This window comes from Romboutsia weinsteinii, from assembly GCF_002250835.2.
GTDB lineage: Bacteria > Bacillota > Clostridia > Peptostreptococcales > Peptostreptococcaceae > Romboutsia_A > Romboutsia_A weinsteinii.
Map to the genome: position 1 here is coordinate 1 of NZ_NOJY02000043.1, position 21,443 is coordinate 21,443.

19 protein-coding genes and 1 pseudogene are annotated in these 21,443 nt (G+C 29.5%); 12 read left to right on the forward strand and 8 right to left on the reverse strand.

Going from position 1 to position 21,443, the window contains the following annotated elements; translation table 11 throughout:
* The 10 genes from CHL78_RS21370 to CHL78_RS15960 all read left to right on the forward strand — a co-directional run.
* Positions 1 to 737, forward strand: a 737-nt coding sequence (locus tag CHL78_RS21370) for a collagen-like triple helix repeat-containing protein (protein WP_147295836.1), incomplete at its 5' end; no start/stop codon positions are given.
* 88 nt (positions 738 to 825) lie between these two features.
* The gene (locus tag CHL78_RS15920; RefSeq protein ID WP_094369448.1) at positions 826 to 2,103 is read left to right on the forward strand and encodes a methionine gamma-lyase family protein; all 1,278 of its coding nucleotides are present in this window, start codon (positions 826 to 828) and stop codon (positions 2,101 to 2,103) included.
* 212 nt (positions 2,104 to 2,315) lie between these two features.
* On the forward strand, positions 2,316 to 4,079 hold the full coding sequence (locus CHL78_RS15925; protein ID WP_094369449.1) for a BglG family transcription antiterminator: 1,764 nt from the start codon (positions 2,316 to 2,318) through the stop codon (positions 4,077 to 4,079).
* Positions 4,080 to 4,183: 104 nt separating this feature from the next.
* Positions 4,184 to 5,116 (forward strand): 1-phosphofructokinase, encoded by a 933-nt coding sequence (pfkB, locus tag CHL78_RS15930; protein ID WP_094369450.1) that lies wholly within the window; start codon positions 4,184 to 4,186, stop codon positions 5,114 to 5,116.
* 96 nt (positions 5,117 to 5,212) lie between these two features.
* Entirely contained in the window at positions 5,213 to 7,105 is a 1,893-nt protein-coding gene (locus CHL78_RS15935; RefSeq protein WP_094369451.1) for a PTS fructose transporter subunit IIABC, read from the forward strand.
* A 165-nt stretch (positions 7,106 to 7,270) separates the two neighbouring features.
* Positions 7,271 to 8,032 (forward strand): EFR1 family ferrodoxin, encoded by a 762-nt coding sequence (locus tag CHL78_RS15940; RefSeq protein WP_094369452.1) that lies wholly within the window; start codon positions 7,271 to 7,273, stop codon positions 8,030 to 8,032.
* Between the two features lie 157 nt (positions 8,033 to 8,189).
* The gene (locus tag CHL78_RS15945) at positions 8,190 to 9,560 is read left to right on the forward strand and encodes a M20 family metallopeptidase (protein ID WP_243446463.1); all 1,371 of its coding nucleotides are present in this window, start codon (positions 8,190 to 8,192) and stop codon (positions 9,558 to 9,560) included.
* A 38-nt stretch (positions 9,561 to 9,598) separates the two neighbouring features.
* The gene (locus CHL78_RS15950; protein WP_094369454.1) at positions 9,599 to 10,681 is read left to right on the forward strand and encodes an SIR2 family protein; all 1,083 of its coding nucleotides are present in this window, start codon (positions 9,599 to 9,601) and stop codon (positions 10,679 to 10,681) included.
* Positions 10,682 to 10,900: 219 nt separating this feature from the next.
* A complete protein-coding gene (locus CHL78_RS15955; protein ID WP_094369455.1) occupies positions 10,901 to 11,587 on the forward strand; it encodes a DUF554 domain-containing protein in 687 nt (228 codons plus the stop codon).
* A 111-nt stretch (positions 11,588 to 11,698) separates the two neighbouring features.
* Entirely contained in the window at positions 11,699 to 12,571 is an 873-nt protein-coding gene (locus CHL78_RS15960) for a kinase (RefSeq protein ID WP_094369456.1), read from the forward strand.
* A gap of 28 nt (positions 12,572 to 12,599) precedes the next feature.
* On the opposite strand, the gene CHL78_RS15965 is transcribed toward CHL78_RS15960, so the two are convergent.
* Complete coding sequence (locus CHL78_RS15965) at positions 12,600 to 12,839, reverse strand: hypothetical protein (protein WP_094369457.1); 240 nt, start codon at positions 12,837 to 12,839, stop codon at positions 12,600 to 12,602.
* A gap of 113 nt (positions 12,840 to 12,952) precedes the next feature.
* On the opposite strand from CHL78_RS15965, the gene CHL78_RS15970 reads away from it, so the two are divergent.
* Positions 12,953 to 13,921, forward strand: a complete 969-nt coding sequence (locus CHL78_RS15970) for a DUF2804 domain-containing protein (RefSeq protein WP_094369458.1) — start codon at positions 12,953 to 12,955, stop codon at positions 13,919 to 13,921.
* A gap of 86 nt (positions 13,922 to 14,007) precedes the next feature.
* Here CHL78_RS15970 and CHL78_RS15975 read toward each other — a convergent pair whose 3' ends face one another.
* On the reverse strand, positions 14,008 to 15,048 hold the full coding sequence (locus CHL78_RS15975) for an ABC transporter substrate-binding protein (protein ID WP_094369459.1): 1,041 nt from the start codon (positions 15,046 to 15,048) through the stop codon (positions 14,008 to 14,010).
* Between the two features lie 157 nt (positions 15,049 to 15,205).
* Between CHL78_RS15975 and CHL78_RS15980 the strand changes: the two genes are divergently transcribed.
* Positions 15,206 to 15,886 (forward strand): DUF975 family protein, encoded by a 681-nt coding sequence (locus CHL78_RS15980; protein ID WP_158540713.1) that lies wholly within the window; start codon positions 15,206 to 15,208, stop codon positions 15,884 to 15,886.
* Positions 15,887 to 16,007: 121 nt separating this feature from the next.
* On the opposite strand, the gene hydG is transcribed toward CHL78_RS15980, so the two are convergent.
* From hydG to CHL78_RS16010, 6 genes and pseudogenes are all read right to left on the reverse strand, one after another.
* Positions 16,008 to 17,384 carry a [FeFe] hydrogenase H-cluster radical SAM maturase HydG gene (hydG, locus tag CHL78_RS15985; RefSeq protein WP_094369461.1) on the reverse strand — a complete coding sequence of 459 codons (1,377 nt, stop codon included), beginning with the start codon at positions 17,382 to 17,384 and terminating at the stop codon, positions 16,008 to 16,010.
* Entirely contained in the window at positions 17,375 to 18,454 is a 1,080-nt protein-coding gene (gene hydE / locus CHL78_RS15990) for a [FeFe] hydrogenase H-cluster radical SAM maturase HydE (protein ID WP_094369462.1), read from the reverse strand. Before hydE ends, hydG begins: the two co-directional genes overlap by 10 nt.
* On the reverse strand, positions 18,436 to 19,662 hold the full coding sequence (hydF, locus tag CHL78_RS15995) for a [FeFe] hydrogenase H-cluster maturation GTPase HydF (protein WP_094369463.1): 1,227 nt from the start codon (positions 19,660 to 19,662) through the stop codon (positions 18,436 to 18,438). The genes hydE and hydF overlap by 19 nt, the downstream gene beginning before the upstream one ends.
* Before the next feature lie 10 nt (positions 19,663 to 19,672).
* Complete coding sequence (locus tag CHL78_RS16000; protein WP_094369464.1) at positions 19,673 to 19,924, reverse strand: TM1266 family iron-only hydrogenase system putative regulator; 252 nt, start codon at positions 19,922 to 19,924, stop codon at positions 19,673 to 19,675.
* A gap of 376 nt (positions 19,925 to 20,300) precedes the next feature.
* The gene (locus CHL78_RS16005; protein ID WP_094369465.1) at positions 20,301 to 21,104 is read right to left on the reverse strand and encodes an ABC transporter permease; all 804 of its coding nucleotides are present in this window, start codon (positions 21,102 to 21,104) and stop codon (positions 20,301 to 20,303) included.
* Positions 21,094 to 21,443, reverse strand: a pseudogene (locus CHL78_RS16010) (ABC transporter ATP-binding protein); the annotation flags it as partial. The pseudogene CHL78_RS16010 and the gene CHL78_RS16005, both read right to left, overlap by 11 nt.

The window sequence follows — 21,443 nt, forward strand, 5'->3', positions numbered from 1 at the left end:
TAGGTCCAACAGGAAATACAGGAGAACCAGGTCAACAAGGATCAATGGGAATAACAGGACCGACAGGAAGTCAAGGAGAGCCAGGTCAACAAGGATTAATAGGTCCAACAGGAAATACAGGAGAACCAGGTCAACAGGGATCAATAGGCCCAACAGGAGAACCAGGTCAACAAGGATTAATAGGTCCAACAGGAGTTACAGGAGAAGCAGGCCAACAAGGATCAATAGGCCCAAAAGGAGTTACAGGAGAAGCAGGCCAACAAGGGTCAATAGGCCCAACAGGTCCAACGGGAGATACTGGAACTTCAATTCCTGTAGAGGGGGCATTATTTATACGAACTGATACTACACCAGTTTTAGGTGGAGAATCAATAGAATTTAATAATACTGTATATAATAGCACAGTTGATAACTTCTTAGTTAATGGTGATGGTATAGAAATAACAAAACCAGGTCTATACTCAATAGATTGGTGGTTATGGGAGAATGCAGTTGATGTAGGTCTTGCAATGCAAATTAGTATAGTTCTAAGAATAACAGATAATAATACTGCAAATTATATATCATCCTATGAACCAATATCACAAATGGTTTTATATGGTCAAGGCTTAATAAATGTAACAAATATACCAACTATTATTAGAATAATAAATGATAACGAAGGTAATTTTGAATTTTCTGTTGATAGTAGTATGAGTGGTAGTATAAAAATAGTTGGTTATCCTACTCAAACATAATCTATAAGGTATAATTTGACAAAGTTGCACAAAATAGTCTATTATGATAAAATTTTAATGTTAAATTAATTTAAAGACAGGTGATAATATGCTAAACGAAACAAAAGAGCTACTAAAAGGATTTTATGAATTAGATGATGAAACATTTAAATTATCAGAAGAAGTAATGGAAGATATAGGGGACCAATTTGAAGAGATTAAGAAAGTAAGAGAATACAATCAATATAAAGTATTAAAAGCAATGCAAGAAGCACGTTTAAGTGATAATCACTTTAACTGGACTACTGGATATGGATATAATGATTTAGGTAGAGAAAAAATAGAAGAGATATATGCTAATGTATTTGGAGCAGAGGATGCCCTAGTTAGACCTATAATTGTAAATGGTACTCACGCATTAAGCTTATGTATCCAAGGAATAGTAAGACCAGGAGATGAAATACTTTCAGTAACAGGTCTTCCATATGATACACTTCAAGGTGTTATAGGGATTAGAGAAGAAAAAGGATCTCTAAAAGAATTTGGAGTTACATATGACCAAGTAGACTTTTTAGAAGATGGAAACGTAGACTTAGAAGGTATTAAGAAAAAAATAAATGAAAAAACTAAGTTAGTAATGATACAAAGGTCTAAGGGATATGCATGGAGAAAATCTCTTACTATAAATGATATAAAAGAAGCAATAGATACTGTTAAATCTGTAAATCCAAACATAATAGTAATGGTTGATAACTGTTATGGAGAGTTTTTAGATACTAAAGAACCAACAGAAGTTGGTGCAGATGTAATGGCTGGATCATTAATAAAAAATCCAGGTGGAGGTCTTGCATTAACTGGAGGCTACATTGCAGGTAAAAAAGAATTAATAGAACTTATTTCTTATAGATTGACTTCTCCTGGAATAGGTAAAGAATGTGGACTTACATTTGGAACAACAAGAACAGTTTTACAAGGGTTCTTTATGGCACCATATGTTGTATCTCAAGCGGTTATGGGTGCAATATTCTGTGCAAGAGCTTTTGAAAAATTAGGTTATGATGTACTACCAAAATACAATGATATAAGAAGTGATATTATACAAGTTGTAAGACTTAATAATGCTGATGAAGTAATACATTTCTGTCAAGGAGTACAAGCAGCAGCACCTGTTGATTCATATGTAAAACCAGAACCATGGGCTATGCCAGGATATGAAAGTGAAGTAATAATGGCAGCAGGAGCTTTTGTACAAGGTTCTTCAATAGAATTAAGTGCAGATGCTCCAATTAGAGCACCTTACAATGTTTACTTCCAAGGTGGAGTAACATTTGACCACTCTAAGATGGGTACACTTAAAGCTATTCAACATATGAAAAAAGGAAAATAAATACTCAAGCCTTATAAATTTATTAATTTAGATTTATAGGGCTTTTTATATTAAAAAGTTAGTATTAAGATTTAGGGGGTATACTAACTTTTATGGGTATATATATATAGGATTTCAAAATAATGGATTATTGACATGTTTTTGAAAACTGTAGTATAGTGAAAAAAGTATTACACAATAGATATGAAAATTTATACAAAGGTGAATCAACTATGAATACAAGGGCTTTAAACATAATAAAGATTCTACTAAACTCAATAGAACCAGTTAGTAGCTTAGTGCTATCAAAAGAGATAGGTTGTTCTACAAAGACTATTCAAAGTGAAATTAAGGATATTAATAAAGAATTAAAAAATGGAGAAATCGTATCAATAAGAGGAGTAGGGTATACCTTAGAAGGAAATGTAGATGATATAGATCTTCAAAGAGACGATTTGTATGATATTGATAGAGCTGAGTACATAATCAAGAAAATAATAGATTTGAGTAGCGAGGATAATGATGCTGTAAGACTAGAAGATCTAGCAGACTCTATGTATGTAAGTGTATCCACAGTCAAAAATGATTTAAGAGAAGTCAAAAATATTTTAGAAAACTATGATCTTAAGATAAGCTCAAAACATAAAATGGGTATTTGTATTTTAGGTAGCGAAGAAAAAATAATTAAATTTATTTTAAATTATTCTAATAAGCATGATAATAGTTTAAGTATAAGTGACTTTTTAAGTGATAACATAAAAGGTAAATCATTTATTATAAAAAAGGTTATTTTAGAAACACTTAATTTAGAAAATATAATTTTAACAGATTCAGAATTTAAAAATTTAGTATCTTACATATTAGTTTTTTTAAGTAGAAATAATACTGAATACAATGTGTTTATAAAAGATTATATAACAGAGTATAAAATAAAAAGAGAAAACTTCATAAATAATATTAATAAGGAAGAAATAATAAATTCTATAAAAGAGTTTTGTACGAATCTAAAAATGGCAACATCTATAGACTTATCTAATGACCAAATTTTTGAAGAATGCTTATATAACCATATTAGAAATTTACATAAAAGAGTTGAACTAAATCTTAATCAATATGCAATTACTGCAAATGAGATTAAGATAAAATATCCATTTGCTTTTGAACTAGCAAAAATTGCAAAGAAAACAATTGAAAAAAATCTAAATATAGAAATAAATGACGATGAAATAGCTAATATTGCGATTCATGTAGGAGGAGCTCTTGAAAGAGCGTCATATAATGACGATAAAAGGGTATATAAAACAATAATTGTATGTGCTTCAGGTGTTGGAACATCTATGCTAATTAAATCAAAGCTTGAGATTATTTTCAGGGAAAAGTTAGAAATAATAAAAGTAATACCATCTTACTTAGTTGACTACATAAATGTAATGGATGTTGACTTTGTAATATCCACTGTTCCTGTAGATATAGAAAATAAGCCTGTAATTAATATATCTCCTATGCTTAGTGATAAGGAAATTAAAATAATAGAAAAATATATTGAAACAGAGACTATATATGTAGACTTAGATATAAAAAGTTTATTCTCAAAGAACTTATTTTTAGCAGATATTCAAGCCAATACTAAGGAAGAGGTAATAGAATTAATGTCAAATAAGTTAATAGAATATGGATGCATTGACTCAGAGGTAAAAAAATCTTACTTTGCAAGAGAAAATATTGCAACAACAGAGATAGGAAATATGGTTGCAATACCACATGGAGCTAGTGGAAAAGTATTTAAAAACTCTATAGCAATCGGAATTTTAGGAAAACCTATTTTCTGGGAAATATCTAAAGTCAGATTAGTTATAATGTTAGCTCTTGATAAAGACAAAATATTAGATTATGAGGAATTATTCTCTAATATTTATAAAAGAGTTGACTCAATAGCCAAAGTAATAAGTATATGTGAAAACAAGAGCTTTGAAAAGTTTACAAATCTATTTAGATAAATAAGATAAATTTCTCTTTTGATTAAGAGAAATTTTTTAACTTTCAGGGAAAACTATTTCAAGTTATTATTAATACATAAGAGAAATGTGAAGGGGTGAAGATAATGATTTATACAGTAACCTTAAATCCTTCAATAGACTATGTTATTAAATTAGATACTTTAATGACAGGTAGCGTAAACAGAGTAAGTGAAGAACATGTTTACCCAGGAGGTAAAGGAATTAACGTATCAAATGTTTTAAATGAATTAGGACATAAAAGTATAGCTTTAGGATTTATAAGTGGATTTACCGGGCAATATATAGTAGATACTCTAAAAGAAAAAGGATTAGAATCAGATTTTATAAAAGTAAAAGATGGTTTTACAAGAATAAATGTAAAGATGAAAAGTGAAGAAGAAACAGAAGTGAATGGTAAAGGACCTAAAATAAGTGAAACTGAACTAAGATTACTGTTTGATAAAATAGATAATCTTAATAGTGATGATATATTAGTACTTGCTGGAAGTATACCCTCAGCGTTAGATGAGAGATTATATGAGAGTATAATGGCAAAAATAAAAGATAAAAATATCAAGGTTATAGTAGATGCAACTAAAAATTTACTTTTAAACGTATTAAAGTATGAGCCATTTTTAATAAAGCCAAATAATCATGAATTAGAAGAAATGTTTAATGTAAAATTAACATCTAATGAAGACACTGTAAAATACGCTTACAAGCTTAGAGAAATGGGTGCAAAGAATGTACTAGTATCTATGGGAAAAGATGGAGCATTATTAATTACAGAAAGCAATGAAGTTTTCCTAAGCAATGTTCCCAAAGGAATAGTTAAAAACTCAGTCGGTGCTGGTGATTCAATGGTTGCAGGATTTACAGCTGGATATTTAAATACTAACAATTATGAAGATGCACTAAAATTAGGTGCAGCATCAGGAAGTGCAACTGCTTTTTCAAATGATTTAGCAACTAAGGATTATATTGATAGCTTGTTAAATGAGATTAAAGTCGAAAAACTAGAAAATATCTTATCATAAAAATTATAGAAAAAAGAAGGAATAAGAATTGTTCGTATAATATCGATTATTAAAAAATAAATAACAAAAATATGTATTTACAGAAAGGATAAAGATATGAGAATTATAGATTTATTAAGCAAAAAATCTGTTGAGTTAAATCTTCATGCATCTACAAAACTAGAATCAATAGATAAAATGGTAGATTTAGTAAACAACAGCGGAAATTTAAATGATCAGGAAGAATATAAAAAAGCAATAATAGCTCGTGAAGAAATGAGTACAACAGGTATTGGTGAAGGTGTGGCAATACCTCATGCTAAAACAAAAGCAGTAAATAATGCATGCTTAGCAGCAGGAGTATCTAAAAATGGAGTTGATTATGAATCATTTGATGGAAGTTTATCACATTTATTCTTTATGATAGCAGCACCAGAGGGAGCTAATGATACTCACTTAGAAGTATTATCAAGACTATCAACTATACTTATGGATGAAGACTTTAGAAATAACTTAATAAATGCATCTTCAATAGATGAATTTATAAGTTTAATAGATAAAAAAGAAGCTGAAAAATTCCCAGAGGAAGAAGTAGAAGAAGTAATTGTAGTTGACTCAAAGTACCCAAAAGTGCTAGCAGTAACAGCTTGTCCAACAGGAATAGCTCATACATTTATGGCGGCAGAAAGCCTAGCTAAGATGGGTGAGAAAAAAGGAGTATCAATTAAAGTTGAGACTAATGGATCATCAGGAGCAAAAAATGTATTAACTAAAGAAGAAATAGATAATGCAACATGTATAATTGTCGCAGCAGATAAAAAGGTAGAAATGGCTAGATTTGATGGTAAAAAAGTTATAATTACTAAAGTTGCTAACGGAATACACAAAGCAGAAGAATTGATAGAAAGAGCAGAAAAAGGTGATGCACCAATATATAGTCATACTGGCGGTGGAGCAGGTGAAGAATCATCAAATGAAGATGAAACATCATTAAGAAAAGTATATAAGCACTTAATGAATGGAGTTTCTCATATGCTTCCATTTGTTGTAAGTGGAGGAATACTTATTGCATTAGCATTTTTATTTGATGACTATGCAATAAATCCAGCAAACTTCGGTTCAAATACACCACTGGCAGCATTTTTAAAAGGAATTGGGGACTACGCATTTGGATTTATGCTACCAATACTAGCAGGTTATATTGCGTACTCAATAGGTGATAGACCAGCCCTTGTAGTAGGTTTTGTTGGTGGAGTACTTGCAAAAGAAGGTGGAGCAGGATTCTTAGGGGCGTTACTTGCAGGATTTATAGCAGGATATATTGTACTTGGGCTTAAGAGATTATTTACAAATCTTCCACAGTCTTTAGATGGTATTAAACCAGTACTTCTATTCCCGTTATTTGGTACGCTTTTAATAGGAATAGTTATGACATTTATAGTTATGCCTCCTGTAGTTTTCTTAAACAATGCTATGGTAAACTTCCTAGCTACTCTTGGAGGAAGTTCTAAAATATTACTTGGATTAGTATTAGGTGGAATGATGGCAGTTGATATGGGAGGACCTATAAACAAGGCTGCATACGTATTTGGTGTTGCGTCATTAGATGCTGGTCAGTATGAAATAATGGCAGCAGTAATGGCTGGTGGTATGGTACCACCTCTTGCAATAGCACTTTGTACAACATTCTTTAAGAATAGATTTACTAGAGAACAAAGAGATTCAGGTAAAGTAAACTACGTAATGGGATTATCTTTCATAACAGAAGGTGCAATACCTTTTGCAGCAGGAGACCCTCTACATGTTATACCTGCATGTGTACTAGGTTCAGCTACAGCAGGAGCATTAAGTATGTTATTTAATGCAGCACTTAGAGCACCTCATGGTGGAATATTTGTAGTACCAGTTGTATCAAATCCAATAATGTACTTAGTAGCAATAATAATAGGTTCATTAGTAGGTATGATTGCTTTAGCAGCATTAAAAAAACCATTAGATAAAGAAGCATAATAAATATAAGTAGTGACTAGATACAAAGATTTAATTTGTATTTAGTCACTATTTTTTATTACAAGGGGATTATGGGATTTCAAAAACTGTGAAAAACTTGTGTATAATAGTTATATGATAATGAGATAAATCATATCTTATTTTATTATGATGGAGGGTGATTTTATGCTTATGTTATATTTTTCAGGAACAGGCAACTCAAAATATATTGCACATTTATTTAGTCAAAAAGTAGGTGCTAAGTGTTATTCAATTGAAGAAAAAATAGATTTTAAAAAAGTAATAGAAAAGCACGATATAATAGCTTTTTGTTATCCTATTTATGGTTCTTACGTTCCTCGCATAATGAGAAATTTTGTTAGTGAAAATGTAGAAAAGCTTAAACATAAGAAGCTAATAATATTTTGTACTCAATTAATGTTTTCAGGTGATGGAGCTAGAGCTTTTACAGATCTTTTACCTGATGGATATGGAAAAGTCATTTATGCAGAACATTTTAATATGCCTAATAATATATGTAATACTAGTATATTTCCAATAAAAAACGATGAAAAAACAAGAAAGTACGTAAAATCAGCAAATATAAAGATGAATCGTATATGTGAAGATTTAGAGAAAGGAAAAATAAAAAAACGTGGGTTTAATAAAATTTCTAATCTTTTAGGTAAAAGTCAAAGTTCATATTGGCCGGCTATTGAGGAAAAAAACAAGTCTTCAGTAAAAGTTGATGAGGATTGCATTAAGTGTGGTTTATGTGTAAAGTTGTGTCCTATGAAAAATCTTAATTTAGATACTAATGGTATTTTGCAAAATGATGACTGTATTTTATGTTATAGATGTGTTAATGCATGTCCGAAAAAAGCAATTACAGTCTTGATAAATAAAAAGCCTAAAGAACAATATAAAGGTATTAATCTAAGTAAATGATGCGAAATAATAAATTCGTGAGCTAAGACAGTATACTAAAGAGCATATTAATAATATAATAAAAACATATTATGAATTAATTATGGAAAAAATATAAATAGTTATTGGCATATAAAGAAACTAAGCTATTTATGCTACCTTAGCAATAAACCTTAAAATGACAAGAATAGAAAGGAAACAAACTATGAAGGAACAAATTAAATCAAGAGTAAATGACTTAAAAGAAGAAATGATTTCTTCTATTAAAGGTTGCGTGTCAATTCCAAGTGTTATAGATACGGAAAAAAATGATTGTCCCTTTGGTGAAAATATAGACAAAGCACTTAGATATACTTTAGATCTGTGTAAATCTCTAGGATTTAAAACAGTGTATAAAGATGGATACTATGGCTATGCAGAAATAGGAGAAGGCAAAGAACTTATAGGTATACTTGGTCACTTAGATGTTGTTCCAGAAGGAGATAGAGAAAATTGGATACATCCTCCTTATGATTGTGTTATAGATGATGGTAAGTTATATGGAAGAGGAACACAAGATGATAAAGGTCCAACTATAGCTTGTATATATGCTGTAAAAGCTCTTATGGATTTAGGAGTAAAATTTAATAAGAGATTGAGATTTATATTTGGTACAGATGAAGAAAATCTTTGGAGATGTATAAATAAATACAAAGAAAATAATGAGGAAATACCAAACTATGGATTTACTCCAGATTCTAAATTTCCAATGATAAATGCGGAAAAAGGGTTACTACAAGTATATTTAAGTAAAAAATCTACAAGTGACATAAATATAAAGGTAGGAAACGCACTAAATGCAGTGCCAGATAAAGCAGAATATAGTGGTGAGTATTTAGATAAACTAAAAACTGAACTTGATAGACTAGGTTATGAGTATAACCAATATAAAGATAAAATATGTGTTATAGGAAAAAGTGTTCATTCATCAGTTAGTGATACAGGAATGAATGCTATTTGCAGGCTAGCTATTGCTCTTAATAATATTAAAGTAGAGTCTGATGCAATAAGATTTATAGCAGAAGTTATAGGAGAAGATGCTAATGCAAATAACATTATAAAAGATTGTAAAGATGATGTATCAGGCAAGCTAACATTTAATATAGGAAAAGTAGAGATTGATAGTAATATAGAAAAAATAGGTATAGATATAAGAATACCTGTAACATATAAAAAAGAAGATTTTGAAAAAGCTTTAACAGAAGCTTGTGATAAATACGATTTTACATGGAAGCAATATGATTATCTAGCATCAATATATGTACCAGAAGATAACTTCTTAGTTAAAACACTAAAGAAAGTATATGAAGAAGAAACAGGTCTTGATGGCACACCACTTTCTTCAGGTGGAGCAACTTATGCAAGAGCACTAGATAACTGTGTAGCATATGGTATGATACTTCCTTGGGGAAAAAAGACTGAACATCAAGCTAATGAATATATAGTTATAGATGAACTTATGAAGGCTACAGAGATATACGCAATTTCAATTTATGAATTACTAAAGTAGATACTTCTTTATTTTAATTATTATATGGAGGAAACGTAATGAAGCTAGCTATATTTTTGGGTGCTGGTGCATCTGCAGCAGAGCATTCACCTATACAAGATGAGCTTTTTAGTGAATATTTTAAGCATATGAAAAATAAAGATTGCGATAACGACATGAATTGTGAGTTGTATAGATTCTTTAAACAAATGTTTAATATTGATGTAATAGAGGATGACGTTGAAAAAATTGAGTTTCCAACATTTGAAGAAGTTCTTGGAATTTTAGATTTGGCAGAACAAAGACGTGAATGTTTTAAAAACTTTGAATTAGAAGCAATAAACAGAAAAAGTGATGGTATAAGATACTTAAAACAATATTTAATTCTTTTAATGGCAAAAGCTATTCATAATACTGCTGATAATAATCATAAATACCATACATTATTAGTAGAAAATTTGCTAAAAAGTGATTTATTAATAGATACAACTTTTATTAGTGCAAATTATGATATACATCTAGATAATACTATCGCTTCAGTATATAGTGATAAGAATCATCCAATAATGCTAGACTATGGTGTTAATTTCACTAACTTTGACAAAGAAGACAAGTGGAGAAAACCAAAAGATCCAAGTGTAAAATTATACAAGGTACATGGGTCGCTTAATTGGCTATATTGTCCTATTTGTAATAGCTTGACACTGACTCCTTATGAAGGAGGTGTTATGAGACTATTAAGTGATATTGATGAAGCTAAATGCTTGGAGTGTGGTGAAACTACAAGACCAATCATAATACCACCAACATTTTTTAAAAATATATCAAATGTATTTATTAGTACCGTATGGATGGAAACAGAAAGAGCGTTAAGGGAAGCAGATGCATTGATATTTTGTGGATACTCTTTTCCTGATGCAGATATTCATATTAAATACATGATAAAAAGAGTTCAAACTAGTAGAAAAAAAGCACCGCTTAAGGTAATGGTATTTAATAATTATCAAAATAAGCCTGAAACAAGCCAGAAAAAAGAAGAATCTAGATATAAAAGATTTTTAGGTTCAGACGTTATATTTACTAATAATTCTTTTCAGGATTTTTCAAAAGATCCGATAAGTTTTATAAATAAGTTGAAATAATTAAACAAAACAAGGGGGAGACAGAAACGAAAGTAATGATTTTATAATACATCATACATTATTTAAAGAAGGTAAGTTAATAATTGAAGATCTTACAAACTTAGATAATCTTAAAAAAGAATTTTTATTTGTTGCAACTCCATTAAAATATAAAAATACAGATGGATCACCAGCAAGAGCTATAGCAATAGAAAAATAAATATAAATGGGGGAATTAGAATGTTTGGAGTAACAATCAACAGCCTAACTATAGCCTTAGGATGTTTAATAGGATTAGTAATAAAAGGTGGAATACCTGAAAAACTAAGCACAACAATTATGAATGCATTAGCTCTATGTGTTTTGTATATAGGAATTTCTGGTGCATTAGAAGGTACAAATACATTGATTACAATAATATCTATGGCAGTAGGAGCCTTAATAGGAGAGTTGATAGATATTGATAAGTGGTTAAATAATCTGGGTATTTATATAGAGAAAAAATTCACTAAGCAAGATGGTAAAGTATCAATCTCTCAAGGCTTTGTATCTTCAAGCTTACTATTTTGTGTAGGGGCAATGTCAGTTGTAGGTGCTCTTGATGCAGGCTTATTAGGTAATAATGAAACACTTCTTGCTAAATCAATTTTAGATGGAATAACTTCTGTAATATTTACAGCAACATTTGGAATAGGAGTAATATTTTCTTCTATATCAGTATTTTTATATCAAGGTTCGATTGCTTTAGGAGCATCTTTCTTGTCAGGCTTACTTAGTACGGAAGTGGTTAATAGTATGACTTCTGTTGGTAGTTTGTTAATTGTTGCTTTAGGATTAAATATGCTTAAGGTAACAAACATAAAAGTAGCGAATTTATTACCTGCTATGTTTTTACCAATTTTGTTTGGAATAGCCAACTTATTATAAATGATTAGACAAAATTTTTATTTAGAAGGAAATTATCATCTAATAATCCAATTAATAATGTATAAGTATTTTATTTTAAGATAAATTCTAACATTTTGGGAGGAGATAGTGATGATTTCATTTGATATAAATGGAGCTATAGTAGATTTTGATGAAAGATTAGATAATTATAATAGAATAAGAAGGGTTTTTAAAGAGATTGCAAGAGATTCTCAAGGTAATTTTGAAGATTACTGCTTAAATAACATACAAAATATTAAGCAAATATCAGATAAATGCTTAAATATTGGTGAAAATCTTATAGAACAAGCTCTAAAAAAAAGTATTGAAACCATAGTAAGTTATGGAGTATTAACAATTGACATAGAGATTTTCAAAGAAATATATGCAATGAAATATCTTAACTTTCAAAGATTATTTAATAACTTGAATAAAGAAATGCTACTACCTAATAAAAATAAAAGAAATAATATGAAAATACTGGACATAAAGAGAATAATTCAAAAAATAAGTCAATATATATATGAAGACTGTTTTAATATACATTTTGCAGTAGTAGATGCTTTATTAGAAAATAATGTAGATAACGTAGAGAAGTACCTTGATGAAGAAGATATAAAAAAATCAAATGCACTATATAATAATTATAAAGATGGATTTATAACAAAGCTTGATGAGTGTAAGGTAGTAGAACAAATTATTAAATTAAATCCTTATAAAAGAGAATTATATGAATTCTTGATTAAAGAGGAGGGAGACTTTAGTAGAGAAATAGAAAGATTTACAGATTATATAGGCTATGACTTGAGAGGATATAAAGAAGGTTTGATGGATAGTTACATAAAACAATTAATGGATAATAATATAGGTGATATTGAGTCAGAAAAAGAAAAAGTTAAAAAGTATGCAAAGTATATTGGTTGTGAAGATTCATCATTATTCATTACAAGATTAGACGCTATTTACACTTTTGAAAATGCATAATAAAAAGCTTCTACAAAATTGTAGAAGCTTATTTAATATAATCTAGTGTATCGTCAATAAAAATATCTTCACAGTAACCGGATAAATTACTAATAATAGTATCTTCGTAATTATTGTATTCTATATCATGGTCTAATATCATATCATCATATTCATTATTGTCATCTAGTATAATTTCATCATAACAATAATCATCATTTAAAGTAAATAGTTTTGTAATCATATTTTCAAAATCATAGTTTTTAATAAATTTAATATATCGACTCATATTAGCACCTCGAAAAATTATTTCCAACACCATAATTATATGCAAAAATAAGTAAAGTTGCTAATATATAAATAAAATTATTTATAAAAATTATCATATTTAGGGGGGATACAATGAAAGAGATTTATGGCAGAAATTTTGTTTGTACCAAAAGTGGAAAACTAAAGAAAGACTCAGTAGGTTGGAGTAGAAATACTTTTGAAAACTGTGATATAAAATCAGGATTTTTTAGAAAAAAGTTTTGGAATCACTATATGTTTATGCATGAAGATTTTATTTGTGTATTTGCTATTATAAATTTAGATTATGCAGGTCAAGTATTTATAGACTTTTATGACTTAAAAAATAACACAGAGGAGCATAGATCTATTAATGTAGCTATCTCTCAAGGTATTACTATACATAGCAAGGTAGGGTCTTACGCACATTTTCAAAATAATGAAATATACATTAATGTGATAAGAGTACATGATAGTTTAAATACTATAGTGAAGTGGGATAATATTACTATAGAAGGTACAATTATGCTAGATAAAGAATCTATGAATGTACTAGTCCCATGGGATGATAAACACTATCATTATACATCTAAACAGCTACCTCTAAAATGCACAGGAAAAATAAATGTATCTAAGGAAGTATTTGATTTAGATGAGTCTATTGCATTTATTGATTATGGTAGAGGTATTTGGGAAAGAAAAAAGGCTTGGAACTGGATAACATGTGGTTTTGTATACGATAATATGAACATAGGCCTAAATTTAGGTGCAGGATGGACTGATAATACGGGATTAAATGAAAATTTTATTAAAATTAATGAAAAAGTATTTAAACTAAATAGCGATGTAATATTTAAAGAAATCAATCCTAAAACGTGGAGTATAAAGTCTGTTGATACTGATGAAGTTGATTTAATATTTACACTAGATAAGATAACTCATAAAAATAACAATGTTATTATAATAAAATCAACCCTAAAACAACATGTTGGAAGATTAAATGGAACTATAATTACAGAAGGTAAAATTATTAAGCTTGAAAATGTATTATCATATTTTGAAGATCATTATGCAAAATGGTAAAAATAGCGGTTAAGTGTTGTAAAAAAATATCAACATTTAACCGCTATTTATTAGTAATTTATAATTTTATAACTATTTATAATAAGTTATTTAGAATTTGATATTGCTGACTCTGCAAATTCAGTAGTAACAATAGAATCATATGCAGGTTTTTTATCCAGTTCTCCTGCTTCTGTCATAACGTCCATTAATTTATTTAAAGCTTCTTCTGTTAAAGTAGGATCAGAACACCATGCATCAATAGATCTATATCTATCTACAACTGAAACTAAATCTTCTAAAGAAATATCTTCAAAGAAAGGTTGCATTGATTTAGCAATCTCTTCACTTGAAGCTGTTTCAACCCATTGTTGCCCTTTATAAACTGCATTTGTAAATCTTTGAACTAAATCTTTATTATCGTTCATAAAAGTTTTAGTAGTAGAATAAGCAGTATAAGGTATTTCGCCAGAATCTGCTCCTATAGAAGTTACAACATATCCGCTACCCTCTTTTTCCATTTGAGTTGCAGTTGGTTCAAAAGCAGTTGTATAATCAGCTTCACCACCTGCAAAAGCACCAGTCATTGTGGAAAATTGTACGTCTGTTCTTACGTTTACATCACCATCAGTTGAGTTTTCACTTACTTTAAGTCCGTTTTGTTTTAAAACATATTCAAAAGTCATTAGAGGAACTCCACCTTTTCTTCCTCCTAAGATTTCGCTACCTTTTAAATCATCATATGAGAAGTTGTCATTTTTTTCCCTTCCAACTAAGAAGCTACCATCTCTTTTAGTCAATTGAGCAAAGTTGACAGCATAGTCTTCGCTACCTTGGTTAAAGATGTAGATAGATGCTTCAGGACCCATAAGACCAACCTGAGCTTCACCAGATATTAATGCAGCCATAGTCTTATCTGCACCTTGTGTATTTAAAAGATCTATTTCAATTCCTTCTTCTTCAAAGAAACCTTCAGTTATAGCTGCGTATTGAGGTGCATAAAATACTGAATGAGTTACTTCTGCAATAGTAACTTTATCGAGTTTCTTTTCTTCAGTGGTGTTATCTTCTACTTTTGGAGTACATCCAGTAAGGCAGGTTACACCAAGTGCTAAAGAACTCATAATAGTAATAAGTTTTTTATACATATATTCTCCCCCTAAAATAAATTTAAGCAATAAAAATTAAACATAATAATCATAATATGAATATAGATAGAAATTTGACACACTTAGCATATCTATAATTAAGAAAATGTATTATAATAGTAATAATATATATACATACATTATCATGGAGGGCAAAATGAACACTAGACAGGAAATAAAAGCAATATCCAAAGAGCAATTAAATAGAAATGGAAACTGGAAGCTACCAGCATTAATTACAGGTATTTCATTACTAGTGTCACTGTATGGTCAAAGGCAATCAGATGGATCTATAATGATTTGGGTAACTAGTCTAATATCAGCTTTTATAGGAGTATATACATCTATGCTTTACCTTAATATTGCAAAGAGTAGTGAGGATGATTCAGCTACTTTTGAGTATTTAAAGGTTGAACCATCTAAATTAATAAAATGTATTTTATATTCTATAGTAGTTTCGCTAATTACTTTTGGTGCTACATTTGGAGCAGTACTTGTTTCTAGTTTTATTATGACGTTAGTACCTATACTAGGAGTAGTACTAGCTTTACTTACTCTTTTTATAGGGGGATTAATTTCAATTTATGCAACTTTCTCAGTTTATTTAATACTAGATAAAGATTGTGGAGTATTTGAAGCATTAAAGTTAAGTATAAGACTAGTAAAAGGATCATTCTTTAAAATCATTGTTATGGGATTAAGTTTTATATTATGGATAATTTTCTCTGGTCTTACATTTGGAATAGGTGCACTATGGGTAACTCCATACATAGGTATTACTTTTGCAAATTACTACTTAAAATTATATAAAGAAAAAATAGAGAATAAATCTATATAATTAAAAATTCGTGAGTATTAAAGAGTGTGCAATTAAGTATTAACTTAAAAGCACACTTTTTATATTTTCTTGAAAAATTTTAATATTAGTTAATATATAACTCATACATTAAAGTGATAAACTATAAATATAAATCTCTTTGACCAGTCTCAAGTGCAGCAATATTATTTTTAGTAATATTTCTAATATCATCTCGATCTATTTTATTTATTTCACTAGAAATAAGCTCTTCACCCATAGAGATAAGCTCTTCATCACCATAATCCATCAAAAACTCTTTAAGAGTAGTAAGTGCATTTGGTGTACATACATGATGAATTTCACCACTTTTTGCAAGGCTCATAAATCTATCTCCAGTTCTTCCTTTTCTATAGCAAGCAGTGCAGTAGCTAGGAATATATCCACTACTTATTAGTTCTTTTAATACCTCAATAGGAGTTCTGTGATCTCCAACCTCAAACTGATCAGTAACTTCACCATCTTCATAAGCCTTATATCCACCTACACCAGTTAAAGAACCAGCACTAACTTGAGACACTCCATACTTTAATAGTTCATTTCTCATTTCACAAGATTCTCTAGTAGACATAATTATTCCTGTAAAAGGAACTGCTAGCCTAGTAATAGCAACAATTTTTTTGAACATATCATCATCAACTAAATGTGGGAAATCCTCTAATTGCATACCCTCAGCTTTCTTTAATCTTGGGAATGAGATTGTATGAAAACCAACACCAAATTCTTCTTCTAAATGAGTATTATGCATCATAAGAGCGAGAACCTCAAACTTAGGATCAGAAAGTCCAAATAAAACTCCTGCACCAACATCATCTACACCAGCTTCCATAGCTCTATCAAAAGCTGTTAAATGGTAGTAGTAATCATTTTTTACAGATTGACCATGGCATTTTATAAAGGTTGGTTTGTGATAAGTTTCCTGGAATAAAATGTAAGTACCTATTCCTTTTTCTTTTAGTTTTTTATAATTATCAACTGTTGTTGCAGCTATATTTACATTTACTCTTCTTATATTTCCATTTTCATTGTAAGTAGAGTAGATAGTATCAAGGCAGTCTAGAATATAATCTATGCTACAGTTTTTAGGGTCTTCGCCAGCTTCAAGTGCAAGTCTTTTATGGCCCATTTTTTCAAGAATTCTTACTTCTTCTTTTACTTCATCCATTGTTAATTTTTTTCTTTTAAACTTGTTACATTTACTAAATCCACAGTAAGTACATTCATTTACGCAATAATTAGATACATATAATGGAGCAAATAAAACAACTCTATTACCATATATATCATTTTTTATATCGCCAGCTATTTGGTATAACCTATTTATTTGAGATTCATCATTTATTTGAAGTAGTATTGCAATGTCTTTATAACTTAGCTTTTCTCTTTTATTTGCTTTATCCAGTACTATTTGTATATCATTATCAGTAGCAGACTTTGCTTCTTTAAGTAGAGTTTCTATTAGTTCTTGATTTATAAACATTTTAAACGCCTCCAATTTATATTATCACCACGAGAATAATCTATTTCTAATCCTAATGATTTTACAGTATTTTCTAATTCTTTATGATACTCGCATGCTTCCTTTCCTGATGATAGCTTGTTATCATAAAGAGAGTACTTACTCCTAGATTCTTTAGGAGATAAATTTGGCATAATAACATTGCAACCTACTAATAAGCCTAAGTTTCTACCAGAGTCATCTATTGATGCAAGAGCTGTAGTTGCAGGTAGAAGAGTAGAGGGGAGTAGGAGTCTAGTAATAGCAAGCATAAGTAAACTCTTACTTAAACTACCAGCGTTATAATCTTTAAAGATTGTATCATGATGAGGAATAAAAGGGCCAATACCTACCATGTGTGGGTTAAGGTCTTTTAAATATAAAAGGTCATTTACAAGATTTTCATCAGTCTGAAAAGGTGATCCAACCATAAAACCTGCTCCAACTTGGAATCCGATATCTTTTAAGTTTTTAAGACAAGACTTTCTATTGTCTAGCTTTAAATTAAGTGGGTGTAATTTTTCATAATGGGAAGTAGTTGCAGTTTCATGTCTAAGTAAATATCTATCAGCACCTGCTTGGAAGTACTTTTTATAAGTGTCGTAACTTTTTTCTCCCAAAGAGAGGGTAATTGCACAGTCAGGATAATTCTCTTTTATTGCTAAAATAATCTCACACATCTTATCATCGGTATAATACATATCTTCACCACTTTGAAGAACGAATGTTCTGTATCCGATATTATAGCCAATTTCACAACACTCAAGCACATCATCAAGAGACAATCTATAACGTTCAATACTTTTATTAGAACATCTTATACCACAGTAGTAGCAATCATTTTTGCAGTAATTACTTAACTCAATAAGTCCTCTAAGATAAATTTTGTTACCATAATTTTTTATACGCACATTATAAGATTTTTTATATAGATGGTATCTATAATTAAAATCTGATTCTTTATTATCAATATTTTGTATTAAATAAAGCATCTCATCATGAGTAAGATGAGACTCTTTACTTAATTTATCAATTAAACTTTTGATGTACATGGCAAAATCACCGGAGCTATTGATCTATCAAGTATTCCTTTTATGTAGGCTATTAACACACCATAATTTACTATAGGAATATCTTGATTTTTAGCAATTTCTATTCTACTCATCATGGAAGCTCTGTTCATCATACAAGCTCCACAGTGTACTATAAGTGCGTATTTTTTTAAATCTTTATCAAAAGAGACACCAGATGCAAATTCAAAATTAAGTTTTTTATTAGTTCGTTGTCTTAACATATTTGGGATTTTTACTGTTCCTATATCATCAGTTTGCTTGTGGTGAGTACAGCCTTCAGCTATTAAGATAGTATCATTGTCTACTAGATTATCAATATAAGTAGCTCCTTTTATTAATTCGCTTAAATCTCCTTTTTGTTTAGCAAACAAAATAGAGAAAGATGTAAGAGGGATATCACTTGGAGTGTCTTTTGCTACTTGTTCAAAAGCTTGAGAATCTGTAATAACAAGAGCTGGTTTTTTATTAATATTATTTAAAGTATCTTTTAGTTTATCTTCTTTTGTAATAAAGACTTGGCAAGAACTGTCAAGAATATCTCTTATTACTTGTTGTTGGGGAAGAATCAATCTACCTTTTGGGGCAGCCTTATCTATAGGTATTACAAGGATTACAATATCATTAGGATTTATTAAATCTGAAACTAAAGTAAATTCTGTACTTTCACAATTTGTAGTTTTGATAATTTCTTGTTTTAAATTTTCAAGACCGATATTTTTAGTTGTAGATACACAAATGACAGGAGCTTCTGTTAGTTTCTTTGTATTAGAAAGAACCTCAGAAGTATTTACGAGATGGTCTATTTTATTTAAAACTAAGATATATGGAATACTTTTAGATTTGAAAGTTGAGATTAATGATAAATCTTCTTCTGACAAGCCTAGACTAGCATCAACAACCAATAAAGCTATATCAGTTTTGTCTAATACATCTAAAGATTTATCAACTCTTAGCTTACCTAACTCTCCAAAATCATCTACTCCAGCAGTATCTATAAGTACACAAGGACCGATAGGAAGTATCTCCATTGGTCTAAATACTGGGTCAGTAGTAGTACCAAGAACATCAGAAACTATTGAAATCTCTTGATTACTTATAGCATTTATAATGCTAGATTTGCCTGAATTTCTTTTGCCAAATAGTCCTATATGCACACGAACAGACTGAGGTGTTGAATTTAAGCTCATATATTACCTCCTATATTTCTTTCTTAGAGATGCTTGTTTTTACCAATACATGAGGAATGTTACCAAGTTTTCCTGTAAGACTATTAATTACATCCATTTCACCAATTGTAACTATAGATATTACAGATACATTTTCTTTGTCTAAGGGAATACCCATTCTACCTTTTATTATTCCTTTATAACTTGAGATTACTTCATTGAAGGCTTGTTGACATTTATCTGGTTCTTCTAATATAGCACTTATTACAGCTACTTTTTTCATAGTATTACCTCCGTCAATATTAATTAAATAAAAGTTAGTTATGATTAAAAGAGTTTATAATCATGTTTTATGAAAATAAAAAAACTCTTCTAATAAGGTACCAGCCTTAAGAGAAAAGTTATATACTAAATATTTATTAATAACTATTTCCCTTTCAGATTAGATAACTCTTTTCTGGTAGGTTGATAAAATATGATTAGTAACACTTATCTTAAGACTATAAATTTATAATCTATAGAGAAATGAAACTACTTATATAGTAGTACTAAAGCTAGGGAAAATCTATATAAAGTTTAAAATATTTAAAGATTATTAGTTGCAAAAATAATATAAAACAAAAAATAAAAAGGAGGTTAAACCTCCTTTTATATACTTACTATCGATTCTTTTTATAGATTATCTCAATAATATTAACAATTTCATACATAACCCATGCACATACAGCTAATACAAATACACCCATCATTACAAGGTCTAATTTGAATACTTGACTACCATAAACTATTAAGTATCCTATGCCGTATCTTGAAACTAAAAATTCACCTACTATTACACCGACCCAAGCCATACCTATATTTATCTTAGTAAGATTAATTAAATTTCCAATATTTGCTGGAAGAATCAATTTAAATAAAATCTGAGTCTTAGTAGCTCCAAAGCTTCTAAGCATCTTAACTTTATCTTCATCAACATTTATAAAATAGTTATATGCAGATAATATTGTAACTACTATTGATATTGCAATAGCAGTAACCACGATTCCTTTTATTCCTGCACCTACCCATACTATAATAATAGGAGCTAGAGCAGTTTTTGGAAGAGCATTGAGTACAACTAAAAATGGGTCTAATATCTTTGATAATCTTTCAGAAGCCCAAAGAGCTATAGCTACCAATATACCAAGACCAGTACCTATTACAAGACCTAGAACAGTCTCATAGACTGATACATAAATATGCTTAAATAACTGTCCGCTCGTAGCATATTGTATAAATAAGTCGTATATAGCACTAGGTTTACTAAATAGGAATGTGTTGATTACTTTAAAGTCTGCTAATGCTTCCCAAAGGACTATTATCCCTATTAAAAGAAGAATTTGAGCTATAAAGATTTTAATCTTGTCATTTCTCATCTCTTTAAGGTAGTCAGCATATCCTTTAGAAGTTTTGCTAATTCTCATAAGTATCCAGCTCCTTCCATAGAATATCAAAGTAAGTCTGGAACTCTGGAACCTTACGAGATTTTAAAGGTGTTTTTTCACCTTCGATTTTAAGGTCAATATCATATATATTTTTTACTGTTGCAGGTCGTTTAGAAAGTATTGCAACTTGATCTGACATACTTATTGCTTCACTTATATCGTGTGTAACTAGTATAGTTGATTTATTTTCGTTTTTTATAATCTTATAAACATCATCACTAACCAAAAGTCTTGTCTGATAATCAAGTGCTGAAAAAGGTTCATCTAAAAGTAAGATATCAGGATTAACTGACAAAGTACGTATAAGAGCAACTCTTT

Bases quoted from the DNA above. Each gene is read 5' to 3' on its own strand.
- CHL78_RS15920 (WP_094369448.1), top strand. From the start codon at position 826: ATGCTAAACGAAACAAAAGAGCTACTAAAAGGATTTTATGAATTAGAT.
- CHL78_RS15925 (WP_094369449.1), top strand. From the start codon at position 2,316: ATGAATACAAGGGCTTTAAACATAATAAAGATTCTACTAAACTCAATA.
- pfkB (WP_094369450.1), top strand. From the start codon at position 4,184: ATGATTTATACAGTAACCTTAAATCCTTCAATAGACTATGTTATTAAA.
- CHL78_RS15935 (WP_094369451.1), top strand. From the start codon at position 5,213: ATGAGAATTATAGATTTATTAAGCAAAAAATCTGTTGAGTTAAATCTT.
- CHL78_RS15940 (WP_094369452.1), top strand. From the start codon at position 7,271: ATGCTTATGTTATATTTTTCAGGAACAGGCAACTCAAAATATATTGCA.
- CHL78_RS15945 (WP_243446463.1), top strand. From the start codon at position 8,190: ATGACAAGAATAGAAAGGAAACAAACTATGAAGGAACAAATTAAATCA.
- CHL78_RS15950 (WP_094369454.1), top strand. From the start codon at position 9,599: ATGAAGCTAGCTATATTTTTGGGTGCTGGTGCATCTGCAGCAGAGCAT.
- CHL78_RS15955 (WP_094369455.1), top strand. From the start codon at position 10,901: ATGTTTGGAGTAACAATCAACAGCCTAACTATAGCCTTAGGATGTTTA.
- CHL78_RS15960 (WP_094369456.1), top strand. From the start codon at position 11,699: ATGATTTCATTTGATATAAATGGAGCTATAGTAGATTTTGATGAAAGA.
- CHL78_RS15965 (WP_094369457.1), bottom strand. From the start codon at position 12,839: ATGAGTCGATATATTAAATTTATTAAAAACTATGATTTTGAAAATATG.
- CHL78_RS15970 (WP_094369458.1), top strand. From the start codon at position 12,953: ATGAAAGAGATTTATGGCAGAAATTTTGTTTGTACCAAAAGTGGAAAA.
- CHL78_RS15975 (WP_094369459.1), bottom strand. From the start codon at position 15,048: ATGTATAAAAAACTTATTACTATTATGAGTTCTTTAGCACTTGGTGTA.
- CHL78_RS15980 (WP_158540713.1), top strand. From the start codon at position 15,206: ATGAACACTAGACAGGAAATAAAAGCAATATCCAAAGAGCAATTAAAT.
- hydG (WP_094369461.1), bottom strand. From the start codon at position 17,384: ATGTTTATAAATCAAGAACTAATAGAAACTCTACTTAAAGAAGCAAAG.
- hydE (WP_094369462.1), bottom strand. From the start codon at position 18,454: ATGTACATCAAAAGTTTAATTGATAAATTAAGTAAAGAGTCTCATCTT.
- hydF (WP_094369463.1), bottom strand. From the start codon at position 19,662: ATGAGCTTAAATTCAACACCTCAGTCTGTTCGTGTGCATATAGGACTA.
- CHL78_RS16000 (WP_094369464.1), bottom strand. From the start codon at position 19,924: ATGAAAAAAGTAGCTGTAATAAGTGCTATATTAGAAGAACCAGATAAA.
- CHL78_RS16005 (WP_094369465.1), bottom strand. From the start codon at position 21,104: ATGAGAATTAGCAAAACTTCTAAAGGATATGCTGACTACCTTAAAGAG.